The sequence below is a fragment of the Actinokineospora spheciospongiae genome (genome assembly GCF_003182415.1).
Classification (GTDB): Bacteria; Actinomycetota; Actinomycetes; order Mycobacteriales; family Pseudonocardiaceae; genus Actinokineospora; species Actinokineospora spheciospongiae.
The window spans coordinates 285673-306168 of the sequence record NZ_QHCP01000006.1 but is presented as its reverse complement, the minus strand read 5'-3'; the positions used below and the strand labels follow the sequence as shown (position 1 = coordinate 306168).

General features: G+C 72.7%; 21 protein-coding genes and 1 tRNA gene. 7 read left to right on the top strand and 15 right to left on the bottom strand.

The annotated features are described in order from the left end of the window. The first annotated feature begins 17 nt into the window (after positions 1-17). Together ligD (DFQ13_RS18850) and ligD (DFQ13_RS18845) are read left to right on the top strand one after the other, a co-directional pair. Positions 18-1475, top strand: a complete 1458-nt coding sequence (ligD, locus tag DFQ13_RS18850; RefSeq protein ID WP_110080740.1) for a non-homologous end-joining DNA ligase — start codon at positions 18-20, stop codon at positions 1473-1475. Next, the gene (gene ligD, locus DFQ13_RS18845; protein WP_110080739.1) at positions 1465-2376 is read left to right on the top strand and encodes a non-homologous end-joining DNA ligase; all 912 of its coding nucleotides are present in this window, start codon (positions 1465-1467) and stop codon (positions 2374-2376) included. Before ligD (DFQ13_RS18850) ends, ligD (DFQ13_RS18845) begins: the two co-directional genes overlap by 11 nt. Here the strand turns inward: ligD (DFQ13_RS18845) and DFQ13_RS18840 are convergent. Then, positions 2373-2951: a DM13 domain-containing protein gene (locus tag DFQ13_RS18840; RefSeq protein ID WP_110080738.1), complete on the bottom strand. Its 579-nt coding sequence runs from the start codon at positions 2949-2951 to the stop codon at positions 2373-2375. The two genes, ligD (DFQ13_RS18845) and DFQ13_RS18840, sit on opposite strands and share 4 nt — an antisense overlap. A gap of 172 nt (positions 2952-3123) precedes the next feature. Here DFQ13_RS18840 and DFQ13_RS18835 point away from each other — a divergent pair, with 172 nt between their 5' ends. The 3 genes from DFQ13_RS18835 to DFQ13_RS18825 all read left to right on the top strand — a co-directional run bounded on the left by DFQ13_RS18835 (position 3124) and on the right by DFQ13_RS18825 (position 5765). After that, positions 3124-4314 carry an arginine deiminase gene (locus tag DFQ13_RS18835; protein ID WP_110080737.1) on the top strand — a complete coding sequence of 397 codons (1191 nt, stop codon included), beginning with the start codon at positions 3124-3126 and terminating at the stop codon, positions 4312-4314. 65 nt (positions 4315-4379) lie between these two features. Beyond that, positions 4380-4919: a hypothetical protein gene (locus tag DFQ13_RS18830; protein WP_110080736.1), complete on the top strand. Its 540-nt coding sequence runs from the start codon at positions 4380-4382 to the stop codon at positions 4917-4919. 315 nt (positions 4920-5234) lie between these two features. After that, positions 5235-5765 (top strand): ferritin, encoded by a 531-nt coding sequence (locus DFQ13_RS18825; protein ID WP_035280514.1) that lies wholly within the window; start codon positions 5235-5237, stop codon positions 5763-5765. A gap of 53 nt (positions 5766-5818) precedes the next feature. On the opposite strand, the gene DFQ13_RS18820 is transcribed toward DFQ13_RS18825, so the two are convergent. Together DFQ13_RS18820 and DFQ13_RS18815 are read right to left on the bottom strand one after the other, a co-directional pair. Beyond that, entirely contained in the window at positions 5819-6154 is a 336-nt protein-coding gene (locus tag DFQ13_RS18820) for a DUF952 domain-containing protein (RefSeq protein WP_110080735.1), read from the bottom strand. Then, a complete protein-coding gene (locus DFQ13_RS18815; RefSeq protein WP_035280510.1) occupies positions 6151-7104 on the bottom strand; it encodes a DUF5926 family protein in 954 nt (317 codons plus the stop codon). The genes DFQ13_RS18820 and DFQ13_RS18815 overlap by 4 nt, the downstream gene beginning before the upstream one ends. A gap of 135 nt (positions 7105-7239) precedes the next feature. Here DFQ13_RS18815 and DFQ13_RS18810 point away from each other — a divergent pair, with 135 nt between their 5' ends. Continuing rightward, entirely contained in the window at positions 7240-8424 is a 1185-nt protein-coding gene (locus DFQ13_RS18810) for a cytochrome P450 (RefSeq protein WP_110080734.1), read from the top strand. Here DFQ13_RS18810 and DFQ13_RS18805 read toward each other — a convergent pair. The 10 genes from DFQ13_RS18805 to DFQ13_RS18760 all read right to left on the bottom strand — a co-directional run bounded on the left by DFQ13_RS18805 (position 8421) and on the right by DFQ13_RS18760 (position 18087). Beyond that, a complete protein-coding gene (locus tag DFQ13_RS18805; RefSeq protein WP_110080733.1) occupies positions 8421-9320 on the bottom strand; it encodes a DUF4328 domain-containing protein in 900 nt (299 codons plus the stop codon). The genes DFQ13_RS18810 and DFQ13_RS18805 overlap by 4 nt on opposite strands. Before the next feature lie 2 nt (positions 9321-9322). Then, positions 9323-9664: a rhodanese-like domain-containing protein gene (locus DFQ13_RS18800; RefSeq protein ID WP_110080732.1), complete on the bottom strand. Its 342-nt coding sequence runs from the start codon at positions 9662-9664 to the stop codon at positions 9323-9325. Between the two features lie 41 nt (positions 9665-9705). After that, a complete protein-coding gene (locus DFQ13_RS18795; protein WP_035280502.1) occupies positions 9706-11499 on the bottom strand; it encodes a sodium/solute symporter in 1794 nt (597 codons plus the stop codon). Between the two features lie 34 nt (positions 11500-11533). Further along, entirely contained in the window at positions 11534-11926 is a 393-nt protein-coding gene (locus tag DFQ13_RS18790) for a hypothetical protein (RefSeq protein ID WP_052020926.1), read from the bottom strand. Further along, complete coding sequence (locus DFQ13_RS18785; protein WP_035280500.1) at positions 11923-12762, bottom strand: LytR/AlgR family response regulator transcription factor; 840 nt, start codon at positions 12760-12762, stop codon at positions 11923-11925. Before DFQ13_RS18785 ends, DFQ13_RS18790 begins: the two co-directional genes overlap by 4 nt. A gap of 85 nt (positions 12763-12847) precedes the next feature. Continuing rightward, positions 12848-13705 (bottom strand): S49 family peptidase, encoded by an 858-nt coding sequence (locus DFQ13_RS18780; RefSeq protein WP_035280498.1) that lies wholly within the window; start codon positions 13703-13705, stop codon positions 12848-12850. 51 nt (positions 13706-13756) lie between these two features. Continuing rightward, on the bottom strand, positions 13757-15004 hold the full coding sequence (locus DFQ13_RS18775) for a GAF domain-containing sensor histidine kinase (RefSeq protein WP_052020925.1): 1248 nt from the start codon (positions 15002-15004) through the stop codon (positions 13757-13759). Positions 15005-15050: 46 nt separating this feature from the next. Continuing rightward, positions 15051-15914 (bottom strand): DNA-formamidopyrimidine glycosylase family protein, encoded by an 864-nt coding sequence (locus DFQ13_RS18770; protein WP_110080731.1) that lies wholly within the window; start codon positions 15912-15914, stop codon positions 15051-15053. Positions 15915-15952: 38 nt separating this feature from the next. Further along, entirely contained in the window at positions 15953-16390 is a 438-nt protein-coding gene (locus DFQ13_RS18765) for a DUF983 domain-containing protein (protein ID WP_110080730.1), read from the bottom strand. Between the two features lie 158 nt (positions 16391-16548). Continuing rightward, positions 16549-18087, bottom strand: a complete 1539-nt coding sequence (locus DFQ13_RS18760) for a sigma-70 family RNA polymerase sigma factor (protein ID WP_052020924.1) — start codon at positions 18085-18087, stop codon at positions 16549-16551. A 237-nt stretch (positions 18088-18324) separates the two neighbouring features. On the opposite strand from DFQ13_RS18760, the gene DFQ13_RS18755 reads away from it, so the two are divergent. Further along, positions 18325-18397 (top strand) — tRNA-Gly (locus DFQ13_RS18755). Between the two features lie 179 nt (positions 18398-18576). On the opposite strand, the gene DFQ13_RS18750 is transcribed toward DFQ13_RS18755, so the two are convergent. Further along, the gene (locus DFQ13_RS18750; RefSeq protein ID WP_035286229.1) at positions 18577-18876 is read right to left on the bottom strand and encodes a YiaA/YiaB family inner membrane protein; all 300 of its coding nucleotides are present in this window, start codon (positions 18874-18876) and stop codon (positions 18577-18579) included. A gap of 43 nt (positions 18877-18919) precedes the next feature. Beyond that, positions 18920-20479 (bottom strand): Eco57I restriction-modification methylase domain-containing protein, encoded by a 1560-nt coding sequence (locus tag DFQ13_RS18745; protein ID WP_219994506.1) that lies wholly within the window; start codon positions 20477-20479, stop codon positions 18920-18922. Between the last annotated feature and the right edge of the window lie 17 nt (positions 20480-20496).

Here is a 20496-nt window from a genome sequence, read left to right as displayed (position 1 = left end):
CGAGGTAGTAAGGGCACATGGCAGGCCTCGGCGAGTACCGCAGGAAGCGGAATCCCGGCCGCACCCCGGAGCCCGTCCCCGCCGACGGCCCGCTGCCCCGGGGCGACGACGACACCTTCGTCATCCAGGAACACCACGCGACCCGCCTGCACTGGGACGTCCGCCTGGAGCGCGACGGCGTGCTGGTGAGCTGGGCCGTGCCTAAGGGTCTGCCGGAGGACAAGGGCGACATCCGCCTGGCCGTGCACACCGAGGACCACCCGGTGGAGTACGCCGCCTTCGAGGGCAGCATCCCCAAAGGCGAGTACGGCGGCGGCCGGATGGTCATCTGGGACCGGGGCACCTACGAGACCGTCAAGTGGGACGACCGCGAGGTGGCGGTCGTGTTCAACGGCAGCCGGGTGCGGGGCAAGTACACCTTCTTCAAGGGCCGCTCGGAGAAGGACTGGATGGTCCGCCGCTCCGACCCGCCGCAGCACCCGGACCGGACCCCGCTGCCCGACCTCCTGGAGCCGATGCTGGCCACCCTCGGCACCCTCCCGCCCGCCGACGAGGACGACCTGTGGGCGTACGAGTTCAAGTGGGACGGCGTCCGCGCCCTGGCCAGGGTCGAGGACGGGCGGCTGCGGCTGTTCTCCCGCAAGGGCGCCGACATCACCGCCACCTACCCGGAACTGCGCGCGCTCGGCGAGGACCTGGGCAGCACCCGGGTCTGGCTGGACGGCGAGGTGATCGCGTTCACCGGCGGCACACCGTCGTTCGCCGCGCTGCAACAGCGGATGCACGTCGACGACGAGCGGCTGGCCCGCAGGCTCGCGGCCGACTTCCCGGTGACCTACGTGGTGTTCGACCTGCTGCACCTCGACGGCAGCCCCTGCCTGGACCTGCCCCACGAGCGCCGCCGCGCGCTGCTGGAGGACCTGGACCTGCGCGGCCCGCACTGGAACCTCTCCCCCAGCTTCCCCGGCGAGGGCCCGGCGGTCCTCGACACCGCCCGCGAGCAGCGGTTGGAGGGGGTGATCGCCAAGCGGCTGGAATCGCGCTACCTGCCGGGGCGGCGCTCGGCGGACTGGGTGAAGATCACCGACCTGCGCACGGCGGAGGTGGTCATCGGCGGGTGGCGGCCGGGTGAGGGCAGGCGCCGGGGCGTGTTCGGCTCGCTCATGCTCGGCGTGCCGACGGACGCGGGTCTGCACTACGTCGGCCAGGTCGGCACCGGGTTCACCGACGAAGTGCTGCACGACCTGATGGGCCGGTTGCGCCCGCTGGAGCGCAAGACCCCGCCGTTCCACAACGAGGTGCCGCGCGCGCGGGCGCGGGGCGGGCACTGGGTGCGGCCGACCCTGGTCGGGGAGGTCGTGTTCAGGAACTGGACGACCGACGGGCGGCTGCGCGCGCCGTCGTGGCGGGGGCTGCGGCCGGACAAGGGGCCGGAGGACGTCAACGGCGCGGAGGGGTGGCCCGGTGTCCGGTGAGGTGCTCGTCGACGTGGCCGGTCAGCGGCTCCGACTGTCCAATTTGGACAAAGTGCTCTACCCGGGGGACGGCTTCACCAAGGGTGACGTGATCGACTACTACAGCCGGGTCGCGCCGGTGCTGACCCCGCACCTGGTCGACCGCCCGGCCACCTTCCGCCGCTTCCCGGACGGGGTGGCGAAACCGGGTTTCTTCGAGAAGAACGCCGCCGGGCGCGCACCGGACTGGCTGCGCATGGTCACCATCGAGACCCCCGGGTCCACCACCGGCGCGGAGAGCCTGGACTTCGCGCTGCTGTGCGACCTCCCGGCACTGGTGTGGGCGGCGAACCGGGCCGGGATCGAACTCCACGTTCCACAGTGGACTGTCGGCCCGCGCGGTGGCAGGCAGGCGCCGGACCGGCTGGTGTTCGACCTCGACCCGGGGGCGCCCGCGACGATCGTGGAGTGCTGCGAGGTCGCGCTGGCGCTGCGCGCGGCGCTGGAGGCGGACGGGCTGACCGTGGTGGCGAAGACCAGCGGCTCCAAGGGGATGCAGCTCTACGCGCCGGTCACGACCACCTCCCCGGACCGCACCTCGAACTACGCCAGGGCACTGGCCGAGCGGCTGGAGGCGGAACTGCCGGGGCTCGTGGTCTCCCGGATGGCGAAGAACCTGCGCCCGGGCAAGGTCCTCATCGACTGGAGCCAGAACAACCCGCACAAGACGACGGTCGCCCCGTACTCGCTGCGCGCCCGCCCCCTGCCCACCGCCTCCACCCCGCTGACCTGGGACGAGGTCACCGCCTGCCGCACCCCCGAGGACCTGGTGTTCACCGCCGACGACGTGCTGGACCGGGTCGCCGAGCACGGCGACCTGTTCGCGCCGCTGCTGGAGAAGGGCCCCCGGCTGCCGCGCTAGAGCGCGAGCGGGGCGGAGCCGAAGGCGACGTTGAACCGGTCGCACCAGATGACGACGCTGCGCAGGCCAGCGAGGTCGGCGTCGGCGGGGACGGCGTAGTTGTGGTTGCCGTCGGTGGCCTTGATCTTCCCCAGCTTGACCACGCGGCCGTCGTCGTACTTGTGCCAGTCGCCGCCCGCGGTGGCCGTGCTCAGCCAGACGTGCACGTCCGGGCCGTCGGAGGTGGAGAAGCCCTCCAGGCGCAGCACCCGGGCACCGCCCTGTTCGAGGAGGCGGGCGGCACCGGAGGTGGGGTGCTCCTGGCTGACGAAGCGGCCCTCGGCCAGGACCGCGGGACCGGTCGGCGTGGGCGCGGTCGTGGTGGTCGCTTCGGGGGCCGGTGCGGGTGTGGCGGTGGTCGTCGCGGGGGTCGCCGGGGTGGTGCTGACCACGGGGACCTCGAAGGCCAGCGGCTCGTCCACGCGGCTGTGCGTGAAGAGTTTCCACGGCTGGAACGCCCAGAGTGCGATGATCACAACGGCGAGCACCGCGGCACCCGCACCCCACCACACCCTGCGGCGCAACGATCCGCGCATCGACCTCGCCCTCCGCTTAACGACCGGTGTGCCACAGGCCCGATCTGTGGCTTTCTCCGCCATTCTGCCCGCTCTGGAGCGGCGTTTTCCTTACCGAGTGGTTACGCTCGAATCCGTGACCGCTCCCTCCCCGGACATCCCCGAAGTCGAGCAGCCGCCGCCCGCACCCCGGGTGGACAGCGAGGTCGGCCCCCTGCGCACGGTCCTGCTGCACCGGCCGGGCACCGAGCTCAAGCGCCTCACCCCGCGCAACAACGACCAGTTGCTGTTCGACAGCATCCCCTGGGTCGACCGGGCCCAAGACGAGCACGACCGCTTCGCCGAGGTCCTGACCGGTCGCGGCGTGGAGGTGGTGCTGCTGGCCGACGCCCTGGTCGCCGCCCTGGCCGACGAGCGGGCGCACGCCGCGGCCGCCACCACCGCCGTCGACCGCCGCAGGCTCGGCAACGAACTGGGCGACGCCCTGGCCGCCCACCTGTCCACTGTGGACGCCAAGGGCCTGGCGGACGTGCTGATGGGCGGCATGACCTTCGAGGAGCTGCCGCACGCCGAGGGCGCCTCCCTGGTCCGCCGGATGCACCACCCGCACGACTTCGTCGTCGACCCGCTGCCGAACCTGCTGTTCACCCGCGACTCCTCGGTCTGGATCGGCGACCGGGTGGCCATCGCGTCCCTGGCCATGCCCGCCCGCGCCCGCGAGACGGCGCTGCTGGACCTGATCTACGCCTACCACCCCCGCTTCCGCGCCGCGGGCCGCGCCTACGGCGCCCACTACGCCCCGGTCGAGGGCGGCGACGTCCTTCTGCTGGCCCCCGGCGTCCTGGCCATCGGCGTCGGCGAGCGCACCACCCCTGCGGGAGCGGAGTCCCTGGCCCGCTCCGCCTTCCGCGACGGCCTGGCGCACACGGTCCTCGCCGTCCCCATCGCCCAGGACCGAGCCACCATGCACCTGGACACGGTCTGCACCATGGTCGACCGCGACGCCGTGGTCATGTACCCGGCCATCCGCGACACCCTCCAGGCCTACACCCTGCGCCCCGAGGCGGACGGCGTGCTCGGTGTGGTCGTCGACGGCCCCGCCCCCTTCTTGGAGGCGGCGGCCGCGGCCATGTCCATCGACCGCCTCCGCGTCATCCACACCGGCCTCGACCCGGTCACCGCCGAACGAGAGCAGTGGGACGACGGCAACAACACCCTCGCCGTGGCCCCCGGCGTGGTCGTCGCCTACGAGCGCAACGTGGAGACGAACGCCAGGCTGGAGGACGCGGGCATCGAGGTCCTGCGCATCAGCGGCTCCGAACTCGGCACCGGCCGGGGCGGCCCCCGCTGCATGTCCTGCCCCATCACCCGCGACCCCCTATAGCCCGTTCGAGCGAACACCTGTGCGAACCGCACGGTTCACCCCCGGAGACGACCGATGCCCGGCAGGTGAATCAGAGCAACACCCGCCTCGCGCACGCCTTCGTCGACGAGTCCCGTCGGAGCGCCACGTACCTGCTCGCCGCCGCCGTGATCCCGGCGGGCTCGGTGCGCCCCATCCGCACGCTGATGCGCTCCCTGCGGATGCCCGGAGCCCGGCGCATCCACTTCAAGCACGAGCGCGACGCGGTGCGGAAGGACATCGCCGCCGCAGTGGTGGAGGCGCCGGTGCGCGCCCGGGTCTACACCGGGCGCGGCAAGGCGGACGAGGTGCGGCAGGCAGCGCTGGCGGCACTGGTGTGCGACCTCGAACCGGACAACCTCGCACGGCTGGTGCTGGACTCCCGGGGCGAAGCGGGCGACCGAGCCGACCGCCAGTTGATCCGCGCGACGATGAGCGGACCGGACGCCTTCAGCTACGAGCACCTCCGGTCGCACGAGGAGCCCGCGCTGTGGGTCCCCGACGTGGTCGCGTGGTGCTGGGGAGCAGGCGGCAACTGGCGCAGGCGGGTCGAGGCGATCGTCGACCAAGTGCGAGATGTGGGCTGAACAAGGCCCAGACAGCGCGAAACCCGGGCTCTCGCCGTCCGACGAGTCCTGCCCGGGTCCACTTCTGAGGCCTAGTGGCCTCAGCGAGGACAACTATACCCCATTCGCTGCCCACAGCGCACTCGCTTGATCGGGGCTTACCTGGATAGGCGTACATCGTCACAGGTGGTGACATCAAGGCAAGAAAGCTAGGAATGCCTAACCTGAATTACCACTCGATAGGCTTGCCTAACTGTGCAATAGCCTTGCCTAACGTGACGAGAATAGCGCATCAAAAACCTGCATAATCGCTATTCGGGACGTATCGTCGGTGCCATGACCACGAAGTTCCACCAGTTGCTCCAGTCCCAGATCCGCAACGAGTTCAGCGCCTCCCAGCAGTACGTCGCGCTCGCCGTCTGGTTCGACGGGCAGGACCTCCCGCAGTTGGCGAAGCACTTCTACCGCCAGTCGCTGGAGGAGCGGAACCACGGGATGATGATCGTGCAGTACCTGCTGGACAACGACATCTCGCCCGCGGTGACGGGGGTGGACGAGCCGCGCAACGACTTCGCGGACCCGGTCGAGTTGATCGCGTTGGCGTTGCAGCAGGAGCGGACCGTCACCGACGAGGTGGTGGCGCTGGCGAAGACCGCGCGGGACGAGGACGACTACACCGGCGAGCAGTTCATGCAGTGGTTCCTCAAGGAGCAGGTCGAGGAGGTGGCCTCGATGACGACGCTGCTCAACGTCGTCAAGCGGGCGGGCGGGAACCTGTTCGACGTGGAGACCTACCTGGCCCGCGAAACCGTGGGCGACACCGGTTCCGACCCGACGGCGCCGCGCGTCGCGGGTGGCGCCATCTGATCCGACGCACGAGTGGGGTGGTTCCGGGCGACCGGGACCACCCCACTTCGCTGTCAGCGGTGGGCCAGCGACGCGGGCAGTTCGAACTCCCCGTCCGGGCCGGGTGGGAACTCGTGCACGCCCACCACGGCCGAGGCCGGGATGGGGCCGTAGACGTGCGGGAACCACGGTCCGCCGGGCTCCGGGGGCGACCCGACCTCCCAGCGGACCGGGGCGCCGATGAGCGCCGGGTCGATTTCCAGCAGCAGCAGGTCTTCCCGGCCCGCGAACAGCCTGCGGGCCGGGACCAGCACCGAGCCGGGGTCCGAGCAGTGCACGAAGCCCACGGCCGGGTCGGGCTCGATCTCCGCCGCGGGCCAGTCCGCGCGGGCGGTGATGTAGACGATCACCGGATGGTGATCTGGCGGCCCAGCAGGCCGTCGCGGGCGCGGCGCTCGGCCGGGGTGAGCGGGGTGGACTCCACCGACGCCAGCGCGGCGTCGAGGCGCTCGCCGAGGGCGGTGGCGCCGTCGGTCCACTCGCGGGCGTGGAGTTCGCGGTCGAGGTCCCACACCGGCACCAGCAGGCCGTGCGCGCGGAACGAACCGGCGTAGCGGGAGCCCTCGCCCAGCGCCAGCTCACCGGCGGCGTGCAGCCGGGACAGGGCGGCGAGGAGCTGCTCCTCCGGTTCCGGGCGGACCCAGCGCAGGTGCGCCTTCTCCCCCGCGTCGACCCAGTACGCGGCCGGGCCGATGCGCTCGGTGGGCAGGATGGCGCCGTTGGCCCGCTCCAGCGACAGGGCGACCTCGCCGGTGGGCTCGCTGCCCTCGGGCATCCACCAGGTGAAGTCGGCGTGCACGACCGGCTCCAGCGGCGCGGTGGCGTCGATGAGGTCCTGCAACCGCTCCGGGTTCTCCCCCGCGTCGGTGTCCGGGCCGACGACGGCGAGCACGTCGCCCGGTTCGGCGTCGCGCGCCCACAGCACGGCGCGGGCCAGGTCGCGGCTGATGTCGTTGGACCGGGTCTGCACCTGCAGGCCGACGAACTTGACCCCGTCGGCGCGGACCAGTCCGGCGGCGGCCATCGGCAGCACGGTGGCGAGGGTGATCTCGTCCGCGCCCGCCCCGGGCAGCACGGCGGTGCCGGAGGGGACGAACTCGCGCAGCGCGATCAGCTCGCACTCACCGGCCAGCCCCTCGAACGGCCTGGCCACGGGGACGTCGACGACGCCACCGGCCGAGCCGTGGCAGGCCTTGTAGCGCTTGCCGGAGCCGCAGGGGCACGGCTGGCGCGGGTTCACTCCCGAGGAGTCCTGGGGGGTCGCCTTGCGCGCGTTCTTCACGGCGGATCGCCTGGACATCTACGACTCCTCGTCGAGACCGAGACCGGGATTGATGCGTGGGACGCTACCCAATCCGGCCGCGCCGGGGTCGGTGCGGGTGGGTCGGCGGCGCGCGGACCACGGTCGCGCCGCAGGCGGGGTTACCGTGGCCGGGTGAGCTTCGACCCCGCTGACCCGGCCTTCCTCGCCGACCCGTACCCGGTCTTCGCCGCGCTGCGCGCCGAGGCCGAGGTGCACGACCACCCGGGCCTGGGGTTGGCGGTGGCCGTGTCGCACGCCGCCTCCAGCGCGGTGCTGCGGGAGCGGTCGCTCGGTCGACTGTGGACGGACGCGGCACCGGTGGCCGCCTTCGCCGAGTTCAACCTGCTGCACCGCAACTCGCTGCTGGAGAGCGAACCGCCGACGCACACCCGGCTGCGGCGGCTGGTCGCGGCGGCGTTCGGCCGCGGCCACACCGAGCGGCTGCGGCCCCGGGTGGAGGCGCTGGCGGCGGGCCTGGTCGAGGAGCTGGCCGAGCGGGTCAACGCCGACGGGTCGGCCGACCTGCTGGCGGTGCTGGCCGCGCCGCTGCCGATCCAGGTGATCGGTGAGCTGCTGGGCGTGCCGGAGTCCGAGCGCGGGCTGCTGCAACCGTGGTCGAACGCCATCGTGAAGATGTACGAGTACGACCTCGCCCCCGACCTGGCCGCCGCGGCGGAGCGGGCGGCCGGTGAGTTCGCGGCCTACCTGCGCACCCTGGTCGCGCACCGCCGCGCGCACCCGGGCGACGACCTGGTCTCCGACCTGGTGGCGGTCCGCGACGGCACCGACCGGCTGTCGGAGGACGAGCTGGTCGCCACCGCCGTGCTGCTGCTGATGGCGGGCCACGAGGCCACGGTCAACGTCGTCGGCAACGGCGTGCACGCCCTGCTGACCTACCGCGACCAGTGGGAGCTGCTGCTCGCCGACCCGGCGCTGCTGCCGTCGGCGGTCGAGGAGCTGATCCGCTTCGACGCCCCGCTGCAACTCTTCGAGCGCACCGCCACGGCCCCGGTGACCATCGCGGGCCACCGGGTCGAGCCCGGCGCCAAGGTCGCCGCCCTGCTCGGCGCCGCCGCCCGCGACCCGGCGGTGTTCCCCGACCCGGACCGCCTCGACATCACCCGCTCCCCCAACCCGCACCTGGGCTTCGGCGCGGGCATCCACTACTGCGTCGGCGCCCCGCTGGCCAGGGTGGAGGTCTCGGCGGCGCTCAAGGCCCTCACCGCGCGCCTGCCCGGCCTGGTCGGCGCGGGTGCGCCGGGGCGCAGGCCGGAGTTCGTGATCCGGGGGTTGGAGGAACTGCCGGTGGGCGTCTAGCGCCGGGAGCTGGCGGGGCGGGGGCGCAGGCCCAGTTCCGGGGCGCCGTTGACCCGGACCACCCGGACCCGGCGCACCTCGTTCGCGTCGACCGGGGCGAGCAGGGCGGTGAAGCGGGCGACGACCACCTCGGTGGCGATCGCGAGCGCGGCGGCGGCCAGGTCGGTCAGCACGTTCAGCAGCACCCCGTCGGCTTCGGCCTGCACGCCGGAGCGGAAGCGCCAGACCACCGTGACGGTGAACAGGACCACGCTCGCCGCCCAAGCCGCCCACCACCAGCGCACCAGCGGCGACGGCCGGGGCCGTTCGGCCTCCGGGCGGCGCAGCACCGCGTGCTCCAGCTCGGCCAGGAGCGAACCCGGCACGACCAGGTTGACCAGCGGGACGACCAGGGCGGGCAGCACCTGCCAGTCCGGTCGCGGCGGGTCGTAGCCCGCGACGTCGGCGGCGACCCGGCGGGCGGTGGACAGCCACCAGACCGTGCCCAGCAGTGCCAGCAGCCCGGCCACCAGCGCCAGCACGGCACCGGTGACGACCAGGCTGTCCGACACCTCGACCACCCCGCGCGACAGCGCGCCATCGCGGCTGAGCAGCAGGAGCACGTAGCGCCAGGCCTCGGCACCGGCGGCCAGCAGCGCCACCGCGGCGAGCATCCACAGCGCCGAGGACGCCAGCCTGCCCCGGCGGCGCAGCCGGTCGACCGGGGCGGGTTCGTCGGCGTCGAGGCCGGAGACCGCGGTGGGCCAGCGCCAGGCCAGCGCGGGGAAGCCCCAGCGCGGCGGGGTGCGGTAGGCGGGGGGACCGGTGTACGGGCCGCGGCGCGGGCGGGCCGGGGGCGCGCCCGCCCCGGGCGGCGGGGTCGCCACCCAGTCGAACCGGGGCCGGTGCGGCTGCACGGTCAGATGACCCTCGGGGTCGGGTCGGTGTCGCTGACGACCGGCCTGCCCTGGGCCTCCCAGACCTGCATGCCGCCGTCGACGTTCGCCGCCTCCCAGCCGTTGGCGTTGAGGTAGGTGGTGACCCGGGCGGAGCGGCCACCGGAGCGGCAGATCACCAGGTAGGTGGTGTCGGTGAGGTCGCCGAGGCGCCCGGCCAGCTCGCTCATCGGGATGTGCGCGGCGCCCGGCGCGTGCCCGGCGTCCCACTCGTCCCGCTCGCGCACGTCGAGCAGGGCGGTGCCCTCGGGCAGCTCGGCCGGGATGTCGGCCACGGTGGTGGTGGGCACGTCGGGGGTCGTCACGGGGTCAATGCTGCCACGCGCGGTCGTTGCCTGCGGGTGAGCTACCGCCGGTGGCGGCCGTTGGCGAGTCGGCTGCGCTCCTCCGCGGTGCCCCAGCGGGCGGTGTCGCGGTCGCGGATGAAGCCGAGCCGGTCGGGGGCGTGCATGCGCATCCGGATGCGGTTGGTCTCCGGTGGGACCTTGCTCGCGGTCGCCTTGCTCAGCAGGAACACGCAGAGGAACGCCACCGGCACGGTGACCAGCGCCGGTTGCTGGAAGAACGCGGGCGCCCAGCCGCCGGTGAACCCGCTGACGGTGGTGATGGCCAGCGACAGCAGCACCAGCCCGCCGCCGACGCACATGCCCGCCGCGGCGCCGACCCAGGTGATCCGGGGCCACCAGATGCCCAGCAGCAGGACCGGGCAGAAGGTGGAGGCGGCCAGCGCGAACGACAGGCCCACGCTGATCGAGACGTCCCCGTGGGGCAGCACCAGCGCGATCCCCAGCGGCACCGACCCGGCGATCACCGACGCCCAGCGGAAGTCGCGCACCCGGCCGCGCCCGCCGTTCGACGTCGACAGCACCCCGGCGACGCTGACCACCAGCCCGGACGACGTCGACAGGAACGCCGCGAACGCGCCCGCCGCCGTCACCGCGCCCAGGACCTGCCCTAGCGTGCCCGGCACGACCTTCAGCGGCAGGATCAGCACCGCCGCGTCCGTGCCGCCGGTGACCAGCAGCTCCGGTGTGTAGATCCGCGCCAGCGCGCCCAGCACGATCGGGAACAGGTAGAACAGGCTCAGCAGCATCATCACGTGCAGCGTCGTGCGGCGCGCGGCCCGTCCGTCGGGGTTGGTGTAGAACCGGGTGAGCACGTGCGGCAGGCCCATGGTGCCCAGGAACGTGGCGAAGACCAGCGAGTACGTGGTGAACAGGTCGCCGACGCCCGACCCCGGCCGCAACCAGGTGGCGTTGTCCACGGGTGCGCCCTCGACCACCGGCACCGCGGTGTCCGCGGCGAAGCGCAGCCGGGTGCCCGCGAGCACGGTGTGCTCGCCGGGGCCCCAGTAGACCACCCCGGTGGTGCGCCCGCCGTCGACCGCGCCGTCGGCCCACAGCAGCACCGCCTCGCGGACCTGGAGCACCACGTCGGTGCTGACGTCGATCTCGGCGGCGCTGGTGAACCGGGGCGGCAGCGGCGCGGCGAGCCCGGTGCCGCCCACCCCGCCCGCCCCGCCGTCGCGCAGGAACAGCACGCACAGCACGAACGTCGGCGCGGCGAGGGCGAACAGCTTGAGCCAGTACTGGAACGCCTGGACGACGGTGATGGCGCGCATCCCGCCGCCCAGCACGTTGACCATCACCAGCACGGCCACCACCACCGCGCCCGCCCACAGCGGCACCCCGGGCACGATCTGGCTCAGCGTCAGCCCGGCCCCCTGCAACTGCGGGACCAGGTAGAGCATGCCGATGAAGACCACGAACACGGTGGAGAGCCCGCGCAGTTGCCGCGACCCCAGCCGCGCCTCGGCGAAGTCGGGCAGCGAGTAGGCCCCGGACCGGCGCAGCGGCGCGGCGACGAACAGCATCAGCGCCAGGTAGCCCGCGGTGAAGCCGATCGGGTACCACAGCGCGTCGGCGCCGTCCTTGAGCACGAGCCCGGCGACGCCGAGGAACGACGCGGCCGACAGGTACTCCCCGGACACCGCCGCCGCGTTGCGCCGCGACCGCACGGTGCGCCGGGCGACGAGGAAGTCCTGGGTGGTGCTCGCCTGCCGGGCGCTGCGGAAGCCGATGGTGAAGGTGGCGAGCCCGACTGCGACGATGCCCGCCACCGCCCACAGGTTCAGTTCCAAGGCTCCCGAATCCCCGTGTCCCTCGATCTGGGCACTACTTCTCGACCATGTCCACGAAGTCGCGCTCGTGCCGTTCGGCCAGCACGTTGTACCAATACGCCAGGCCGAACAACAGGGGGAAGGGCACGATCCCGAGCAGTATCCACGGCAGCGGGACGCCCACCACGGTCACCCCGGACAAACCGGGCGCCAGGAAGAACACCAGCGGCAGCGCCCCGAGCGTGCCGATGACCAGCAGCGCCAGCTTCACCGCCGTCCAGAACTGGGTGCGGATGAAGCCGCGCACGACCTCCTCGGCCCAGCTCGTCTGCTCCTCGAGTTCCAGCACGGTCCGCAGCACGGTGACCGGGGCGCGGGAGTCGGCGAGCACGACCCGCTTGCGCCGCGGCGGGCGCGGCGGCTTGGGCTGGGTGGTCCCGTCGGTCACGGGCCCGCGCCGCGGACCAGGCGGTCCTTGAGTTCGCGGGTGTGCCTGCGGCTGACCGGCAGGACCTTCTCCTCGTGGCCGATGACCACCGAGTAGCCGGAGCCGCCCATCCGCAGTTCGGTGATCAGCGACAGCGGCACCAGGTAGGAGCGGTGGATGCGCACGAACCCGGCCTTCTCCCAGCGCTCCTCGAGCTGGGCGAGCGGGATGCGCACCAGGTGCGAGCCGTCGGAGGTGTAGAGGCGGGCGTAGTCGCCCTGGGCCTCGACCCAGCGCACGGCCGCCCGGGAGACCAGCTTGGTGGTGCCCGCCAGCTCGACCGGGATGACCTCGTCGTCGCGCTGCTCGGGGACCGCGGTCGAACCGCCGCCGCCATCGGAGTTGATCTTGGTCAGCACCCGCTCCATGGCCTTGTCCATCCGCGGCTGCTTGGCGGGCTTGAGGATGTAGTCGACCGCGCCCAGCTCGAACGCGGCGACGGCCTCGTGGCTGTGCGCGGTGACGAAGACCAGCACCGGGGCGGGCTTGAACCCGGCCACCACCTTGGCCAGCTCCATCCCGGTCAGCCCGGGCATGTCGAGGTCGGCGAAGACGACGTCGACGACCGGCATCCCGGCCGCCTTGCGGGCGGCCAGTTCCTCGTCATCGCCGGAGAGCAGGCGCAGTGCCTCGGTGGCGTCGAAGGCCTTCAGGACGCGCCGAACCTGTCGGTTCCCGTTCAGGAGGATGACGAGCTCGTCCATGCCTGCTTGCTCGTCGTCGACGGCGAGAACGACGAGACCCGGGGTTTTGGTGGCGGTACTCACGGTGAGCGCAATCTTGCCCAGTACCCCCATGGCCTGTCCATGACCAATCCCAGTGTCACCCGTCCGAAGTAGCGAACCGAGACGATTGTGACTCAATGTCGAGATTGGACTGCCTTCACAGGCCGAAGCGCGACCACGTCACCCGGTTCTCGATCGCGTCGAGCGCGGCCAGTACACGGTCGGCCGCGGAGGCCCCCGGCACGCCGAGCCGCGCCAGCAGCGCCCGGCGGGGTTCGGCCACCACCAGCTCCGCGTCCGGGAACCGCTCGGCGAGCACCGAGCGCACGCTGCCCAGCCCGTCCACCAGCCCCAGCTCGGCCGCCTTCACCCCGGTCCACACCTCACCGGAGAAGAGCTGCTCGGGGGTGCCGGTGAGCTTGTCGCCGCGCCGCTGCAACACCCACTCGACGAACTGGTCGTGCAGCTCGCGCTGCAACCCCTTGAGCCACTCGACGTCCTCCTGGTCCTCGGGCAGGAACGGGTCGAGGCGCACCTTGCGCGCGCCCGCCGTGTGCACCCGCCGCTCCACGCCGAACCGCTCCAGCAGCCCGTTGAGCCCGAAGGTCGCCGAGACCACGCCGATCGACCCGACCTGCGAGGTGGGGTGCGCGTAGATCTCGTCGCCCGCGCAGGCCAGCCAGTAGCCCCCGGAGGCGGCGACGTCCTCGCAGAACGCCAGCACCGGGACGCCCCTCTTCGCCGCCAGCTCCCGCACCCGCTCCGCGACCAGGGCGGACTGCGTCGGGGCACCCCCGGGGGAGTTGACGACCAGCGCCACCGCCACCAGCCGCTCCCGGTCGAACGCCCGGCTCAGCGCGGACTCCACGGACGACACGTTGATCGCCCCGCGGGCCAGCGGCGTCGCCGACGGGCTGATCACCCCGTGCAGGCGCACCACGGCCACCACGGACGACTTCTCCCCGCGGTCCCCGACACCGGGCAACCGCGCCACGAGCTTCTCGGCCACACTCATGCCCCCGACCCTACGGCGCGCGGCCCGGGCGCACCGGGTGCCGCGGCCGGGTCAGCCCACCGGGCGGGCGACGGCGGTGTCGGGGTCCTGGTCCTCGGAGAAGTCCGGCAGGTCGGGGCGCACGCCGGGGAAGAACTTGGGCACCCGCAGCGTGATCTTCATCCCGGCGCCGGGGGCGGTCTCGACCATCAGCGCGTACTCGTCGCCGAAGACCTGGCGCATCCGCTGGTTGATGTTGCCGACGCCGACGTGCGAGCCGGTCTTGTGCGCGTCGCGCAGGTCCTCGAAGAGGCGGTCGGCGTCCATGCCGACGCCGTCGTCCTCGATCACGATCAGCGCCTCGGAGCCGTTGTCGTGGGCGAAGACGCTGACCGTGCCGCCGCCCGGCTTCTTGGCGATGCCGTGCCGGACCGCGTTCTCCACCAGCGGTTGCAGCACCAGGAACGGCACCACGACCGACTGGACCTCCGGGGCGATGCGCAGCCGCACGTTGAGCCGCTCGCGGTACCGGGCGCACTCGATGGTCAGGTAGCGGTCGATGTTGCCCAGCTCGTCGGCGAGGGTGGCGAACAGGCCCGAGGAGCGGAACGAGTAGCGGGTGAAGTCGGCGAAGTCCTGCAGCAGCTCGCGCGACTGCTCCGGGTCGGTGCGGATCAGCGAGGAGATGGTGTTGAGCGTGTTGTAGATGAAGTGCGGGGAGATCTGCGCCCGCAGCGCCCGGATCTCCGCCCTGGCCAGGGCCTGCTTGGACTCGTCGAGCTTGGCCAGCTCCAGCTGGATCACCAGGAAGCCCGCCAGCTCGTCGGCCGCGCGGATCAGCCGCTTGCTGTCCACCCCGCCGACCAGGACCAGGGTGCCCTCGATCTGCCCGTCGATGATCAGGGGGACGATCACCGCCGTGCGCATCGGGCAGCTGCCGCGGCGGCCGCACTGCAGGTTCTCGTGCTGGATGTGCTCGCGGTGGCCCCGGCGGACGACCTCCACGATGGGCACTTCCAGGTCCACGTAGTGCTCGTTGGCGTCACCGGCCCAGGACAGCAGCCTGCCCTCGCCGTCGGAGATGCCCACCGCGACGCACTTGAGCAGCTCGACCAGTTCCTTGGTGGCCTGGTCGGCCGCTTTCTCGGTCAGCCCGCCGCGCAGCTCCGGTGCCGCCCGCGACAGCCGCTGGACCGCGTCGAGCACGGCGTCGTCGACCGACCCGGCCTTGCGCGGGCGGCACAGCGCCACGAACAGACCCAGCACCAGCAGCGTGGCGATGACACCCACCACCGCGCGCTCGGTCAGCAGTTGGCCCACCAGGGAAGCTCCCGCCTGTCACAGGGTCGGCTGACAACGGTAGTACCTACTTGAGCAGCCTGGACAGCCGCCGGTCGGCGAGCGGTTTGCCGCCGGTCTGGCAGGTCGGGCAGTACTGGAAGGCCTTGTCGGCGAACGACACCTCCCGGACCGCGTCCCCGCAGACCGGGCAGGGCAGCCCGGTGCGCGCGTGCACCCGCAGCCCGGAGCGCTTCTCGCCCTTGAGCCGGGCCGCGGACTGCCCCACCGAGCGGTCGACCGCGCCGAGCAGCACCTCCCGCATCGCCGCGTACAGCCGGTCCAGCGCGTCGTCGTCCAGGCGGCCCGCGGTGGCGTACGGGGAGAGCTTCGCCACGTGCATGATCTCGTCGGAGTAGGCGTTGCCGATGCCCGCGATGACCCGCTGCCCGGTCAGGGCGGTCTTGAGCCGCTCACCGCGCCCGGCGAGCAGTTCGCCGAACTCGTCGCGGGTCAGCGCCAGCGCGTCCGGCCCCAGGGTGGCCACCTGCTCGATCGACGTCGGGTCCTCCACGACCCACACCGCGAGGCCCTTCTTGGTGCCCGCCTCGGTGAGGTCGAACCCGGGCCCCTCCCCCGGCGGGCCCAGGTGCACCCGCAGCGCCAGCGGCCCCTTGCCCGGCTTCGGCGGCGCGGCCGACATGGTGTCCGCCCAGCGCAGCCACCCGGCCCTGGCCAGGTGGGTGACCAGGTGCAGGCCGTCGCAGTCCAGGTCGAGGTACTTGCCGAAGCGGCCCGCTCCGGTCACCTCCCGGCCGTGCAGCGCCGTCCACGGCGGGGCGGCCGTCTTCAACGCGCTCATCGAGGCCACGTCGACCCGCGCGACGGTGCGGCCGACGGCGTGTTCGCGCAGGTGGTGGGCCAGGGCTTCGACCTCGGGCAGTTCCGGCACCGGACCAGTCTCACCCGGAACGGCCCGCCTGTCATGCCCTAGTTGATCGGTTTGAGGATGCCCTCGTAGCTGGGTTGGGCGTCCATGCTGAGGCTCTTGGCGATCCGGGCGATCTCCCCGCGCGCGGCGAAGTAGCCGCGGACCTTGCCGACCCAGCGCTCGGTGGGCTCGCCGTCGCCGTCGTCACCGGTCTCGGCGATCAGCGTCCACGGCCTGCGCATCGCCCAGCGGACCGGGAAGAACAGGGCGAGCAGGACCAGCAGCACGACGAGCCAGCTCGGCACGTACACGTCGGTGGGGGTCCAGTAGACCAGCACCACGGCCAGCAGCACGACCACCGACAGCATCACCACGCCGGGCACGTACCCGGCGGCGACGTCGTGCTCGAAGTCGTCCTCGGTGGCCGGGGTGCGCCACTCGAGCGTGCCGTGCACGGTCCACAGGCGGCCGTTCACGTCGCGTACCTGGCGCGTCATCTCTCAGCCCTCTCGGTGTGGCGCTGCTGATCGGGAGTCACGCTGATCAGAGTCGGCAGTGCGTAGGACACCGAGAGACAACGGTACCGCCTCAGCTCTCCGCCCAATGGGTGAAATGCGCTCATCGTGGCCGATTGTCGCACCGGCCGGGAACTTGATCAACCGGATGGCGTGCGCGTCACCGTGGGCGCCTCGGGGGCTTCGCGGCCCGCGCCGCCCGACATCGGGGTGGGCGCGGTGGTGCCACCGGGGGCGCGGTAGCGGGTGTACTCGCTGGTGCTGGTCGACACCGTGGTCTGGTCGGCGGCGTTGACCAGCGTCGTGGTGCTGACCTCGGAGATGACGTCGTACTGGTCGTAGACCCACCACTTGCGCTGCTGGGACACCTGCCGCGACACCACCGGCAGCGTGTCGTCGTAGTCGTCGACCGGGGCGTCGAGCACCGTGGGCCCCTCGTCGCGGCCCTCGGGGGTGCGCGTCGTCGTGCTGGTCGGCGCCGGGTCGGTCACCGGCGGCACCGGCGGCGCGGGGGTCCGCTCGCGCTCGGGCTCCCGCCCGACCCCGGGGGGCGGCTGTCCGGCGGACGGGTCGTGCCCGGCCTCGATCCTGATAGCGCTGGAGGCGGCCGTCGGCGGGTCCGTGGCGCCGGTGGTGCCCACCGGAGCGGGGCTGCCGGAGGTGACCACCAGCGTCGGCGCGGTGCCGTCGAGGTCGGCGAAGGCGTCCGGCTGCCCGTCGACGTGCCCCAGCGGCAGCAGCGTGAACGCCCCGACCGCGGCGGCCGACGCGGCGGCGGCGGCCACCTGGAACTTGACGCCGGTCAGCACCGCCTTGGCCCCGGCCAGCAACCCGGCGGGCGCGGCGGCCTGCTGCGCCAGCGCGAGCCCGGCGACCGGGACGGTGAGGAACGCGGCGTGCGCGCGCAGCCCAGCGCAGACGTCCTGCAACTCGGCCTGCATGTCGGTGCACGACGGGCAGACCTGCAGGTGCGCCCGGACCTTGCGCCGCTCGGTGCCCTTGATGCTGCCCGCGGTGTAGGCGCCCAGCTTCTCCAGCGCGGCCCGGCACCCCACGGAACCGCGCTCGGTGGCCAGGTGCGCTTGCAGGTACGCCGCCCGCAGCCCCTGCCGGGCGCGGCGGGCCAGCGCGGCGGTGGCGTTGGGGCTCAACCCGAACTTGCCCGCGACCACGGCGGGCCGCTCCCCCTCGACCTCGACCTTCCACAGCACGCTGCGCCAGCGCTCGGGCAGGCTGGTGAACGCCCGGGTGATCAGCGACCGCTCGGTGGACCGCCCCGGGTCGTCGAGCTCGGGACCGGCCCGGTAGTCCAGCTCCTCGTCGGTCACCGGCACGTCCCGCCTGCGCCCGGCCCACTCCCAGGCGACCCGGCGGACGACGATCAGCAGGTATCCGCGCACGTTGTCGACGGGCCCGGAACCGCGGCGGATGGCCTGCAACACGCGGAAGAAGGCTTCGGCGGTCAGGTCCTCGGCTTCGGCACGGTCGGTGACCATGCCGCGCGCCAACCTGCGCACGGCGTCGCAGTGGCGGGAGAACAGCTCACCGAAGGCGGCGTCCTCACCGGCCCGCAGGCGGCGGAGCAGAGCACGGTCTTCACAGGTGGCGGCGGACGGCTCGGCCTCGTCGTGCGCACCGTCGCGGCACCCGCCCGCGGCAGGCCGGTCGTCCCCGGTCATCCGGCCCGGTACCTCCTCCTGGCCGTCGTGACAATAGTGAACAGATTGCCACATGCGCTGGTCTTCCGGTTGATATCCGTGAATAACGTTAAGCGGAGCCCTACGGATGTCCTAGTCCGTCCGAGTTCCACATCACGCACAGTCACGACCATCCCCCGACGGGGCAGGCACCCCCCGGGTTGCGACCCGGTGAACGGCATCGGGTACAGTTCACGCCGCACCGGGAAACCGGGGCACGCGGATGTAGCGCAGCTGGTAGCGCATCACCTTGCCAAGGTGAGGGTCGCGAGTTCGAGTCTCGTCATCCGCTCGGTCGACTGGGTCGACCTTGTTCGCAGAAAGCGCGAACGGGGTCGACCCTTCGTCGTACCTGGGGGTCGAACCCCCAGACCCCCACGGTGCGTTCGGTTCCTGAACCAGCGTGGTCGAGGTGCGGGTGTGGTGGGTGGGGTGCGGGTGTGGTGGTGGGGTGCGGGTGCGGTGGGTGGGTCAGGTGCCGGGGGTGCGGAAGGGGTCGTGTTCGGCCATCAGCTTCTCCATGCGGGCGCGGTCGATCCTGGCGGCGACGGCGGTGTCCTCCTGCCGGTCCCGGATGACCTTGGCCAGGGTGAACGCCGAGGTCACGGTGTAGAGGGCGCCGATGGCCAGGAAGGCGCGCACCCACGGGTCGACGGGCAGGACGGCGATGCCGACGGTGGTGGCGACCAGCGCGATCCCGAAGGACAGGGCGGCCTGGGCGAAGAACGCGCCGGTGGTGGGCGAGGACGGGGCCTTGGTGTCGCTGCTCATGCCTGAATGCTGCGCGGCCCGCGCGCCCCTGTCATGAGTAGCCCTACTCGAATGCCCGCTCCACCGCCCGCTCCAACCGGGGCAGCAGCGACGGGTCACCCCCGGCCAACCCCCTGGCGGCGGCAACGATCTCCCGCGCCGCCGCCGAGTCGGGGTGCGGCACCGGCAGCCGCGCCACGTACTGGGTGATCCACCGCCGCCGCCCCGCGTAGAGGCGGTTGCCGCACACCTCGTCGTAGAACCGGGTCCCGAACGCGGAGTTGGCCACCCCGAGCACGAGGTGGGCGAGGTCGTCACCACCCAACTCGGGCACGCTGATCCAGTAGCAGTCCCCGTTCACCACCGCCCCGCTGCGGTCCACGGCGAACCGCGGCTCCGGGCTGATGTCCGGGAACACGATCTTCGGCACCCGCCACAGCGAAGGCCGGTGCGGTACCCAGATCTCGAACCACTCCCGCCCCGCCGCCGCCACGTACCGCCTGCCCTCCAACCGCTCCCGGTGCGAAGCCAGGTACGCCGCGGCCCGCGGGTGCAGGGCCAGGTCCACCGGCTTGCGGGTCGGGAGGTCGAGGTACGGGTAGAGCACCCGGACGCGGGCAGGCCCCGGCGCCGTCCACTGGCGCACGTCCGCGTGCGTGAGCAACGGCCGCAGGAGCGCGGCCTCCGGCACCCGGTCGGCGGGCAGGGCGTCCCAGTGGTCGCCGATGAACACCTGGTCGGCGGTGGTCTTGATGCCCACCCGGATCTTCGCCAACTCCCCCAGCGTCTTCCACGTCCGAGCCCGCACGGAGGTGCTGCGCCGCTCCCGCTCCGGGGTGCTCAACCGCCACGGGTCCTCCGGCCCCGACCGCCCGAGCGTGCCCACCTCCACGGCGAAGGACCGCCCCCGCACGGAGACGGTGGAGGAGGAGTCGGAGGTGAAGGCGGCGAAGAGGTCACCGGCGGGCGCCCCGCGCTCCACCTGGTAGGCGCTGGCGTAGCGGGCCGTCCGGTGCTCCCGGTCGTTGGTCGCCACCACGACCGCGGGCAGGACCGCCGCCTCGAAGAGCTTGGTGTCCCCGAGGTCGTACACCTCCCGCACGGAGAGCCGTTCGCTGAGCAGCCCCCGCACGTTGGCACCCGCCTTGGTGCTCAGGAAGCGGTTGCTGCACAGCAACCCGAACACCCCACCGGGCTTGAGCAACCGCGGCACCATCGCGACGAAGGGGTGGGTCAGGTCGATCCGCCCCCGCAACCCGAACCGCGCCGCCAACCGCCGGGTGTTCTCCCCACCGAGCACCTGGGTCCGCACGTAGGGCGGATTGGTGATCACGACGTCGAACGAACCCGCGGGCAGCGCCTCCCCCACCTCGGTGAAGTCCCCCACCGCGATCTCGGCCCCCGGCAACCGCCCCCGCGCCGCCGCCACCGCCTCCGGGTCCAGGTCGAACCCCACCAGCTCCGCCTCGACCAACTCCCCCACCGCGGCGAGCAATTCCCCGTCCCCACAGGCCGGGTCGAGCACCCGAACCCGCCCACCGACCCGCGCCACCACCCGCCCGGCAACAAACCGAGCCAACGCGGCAGGGGTGTAGTGCACCCCGAACCGCTTGCGCCGATCCACCACCAAGATCTTACGGC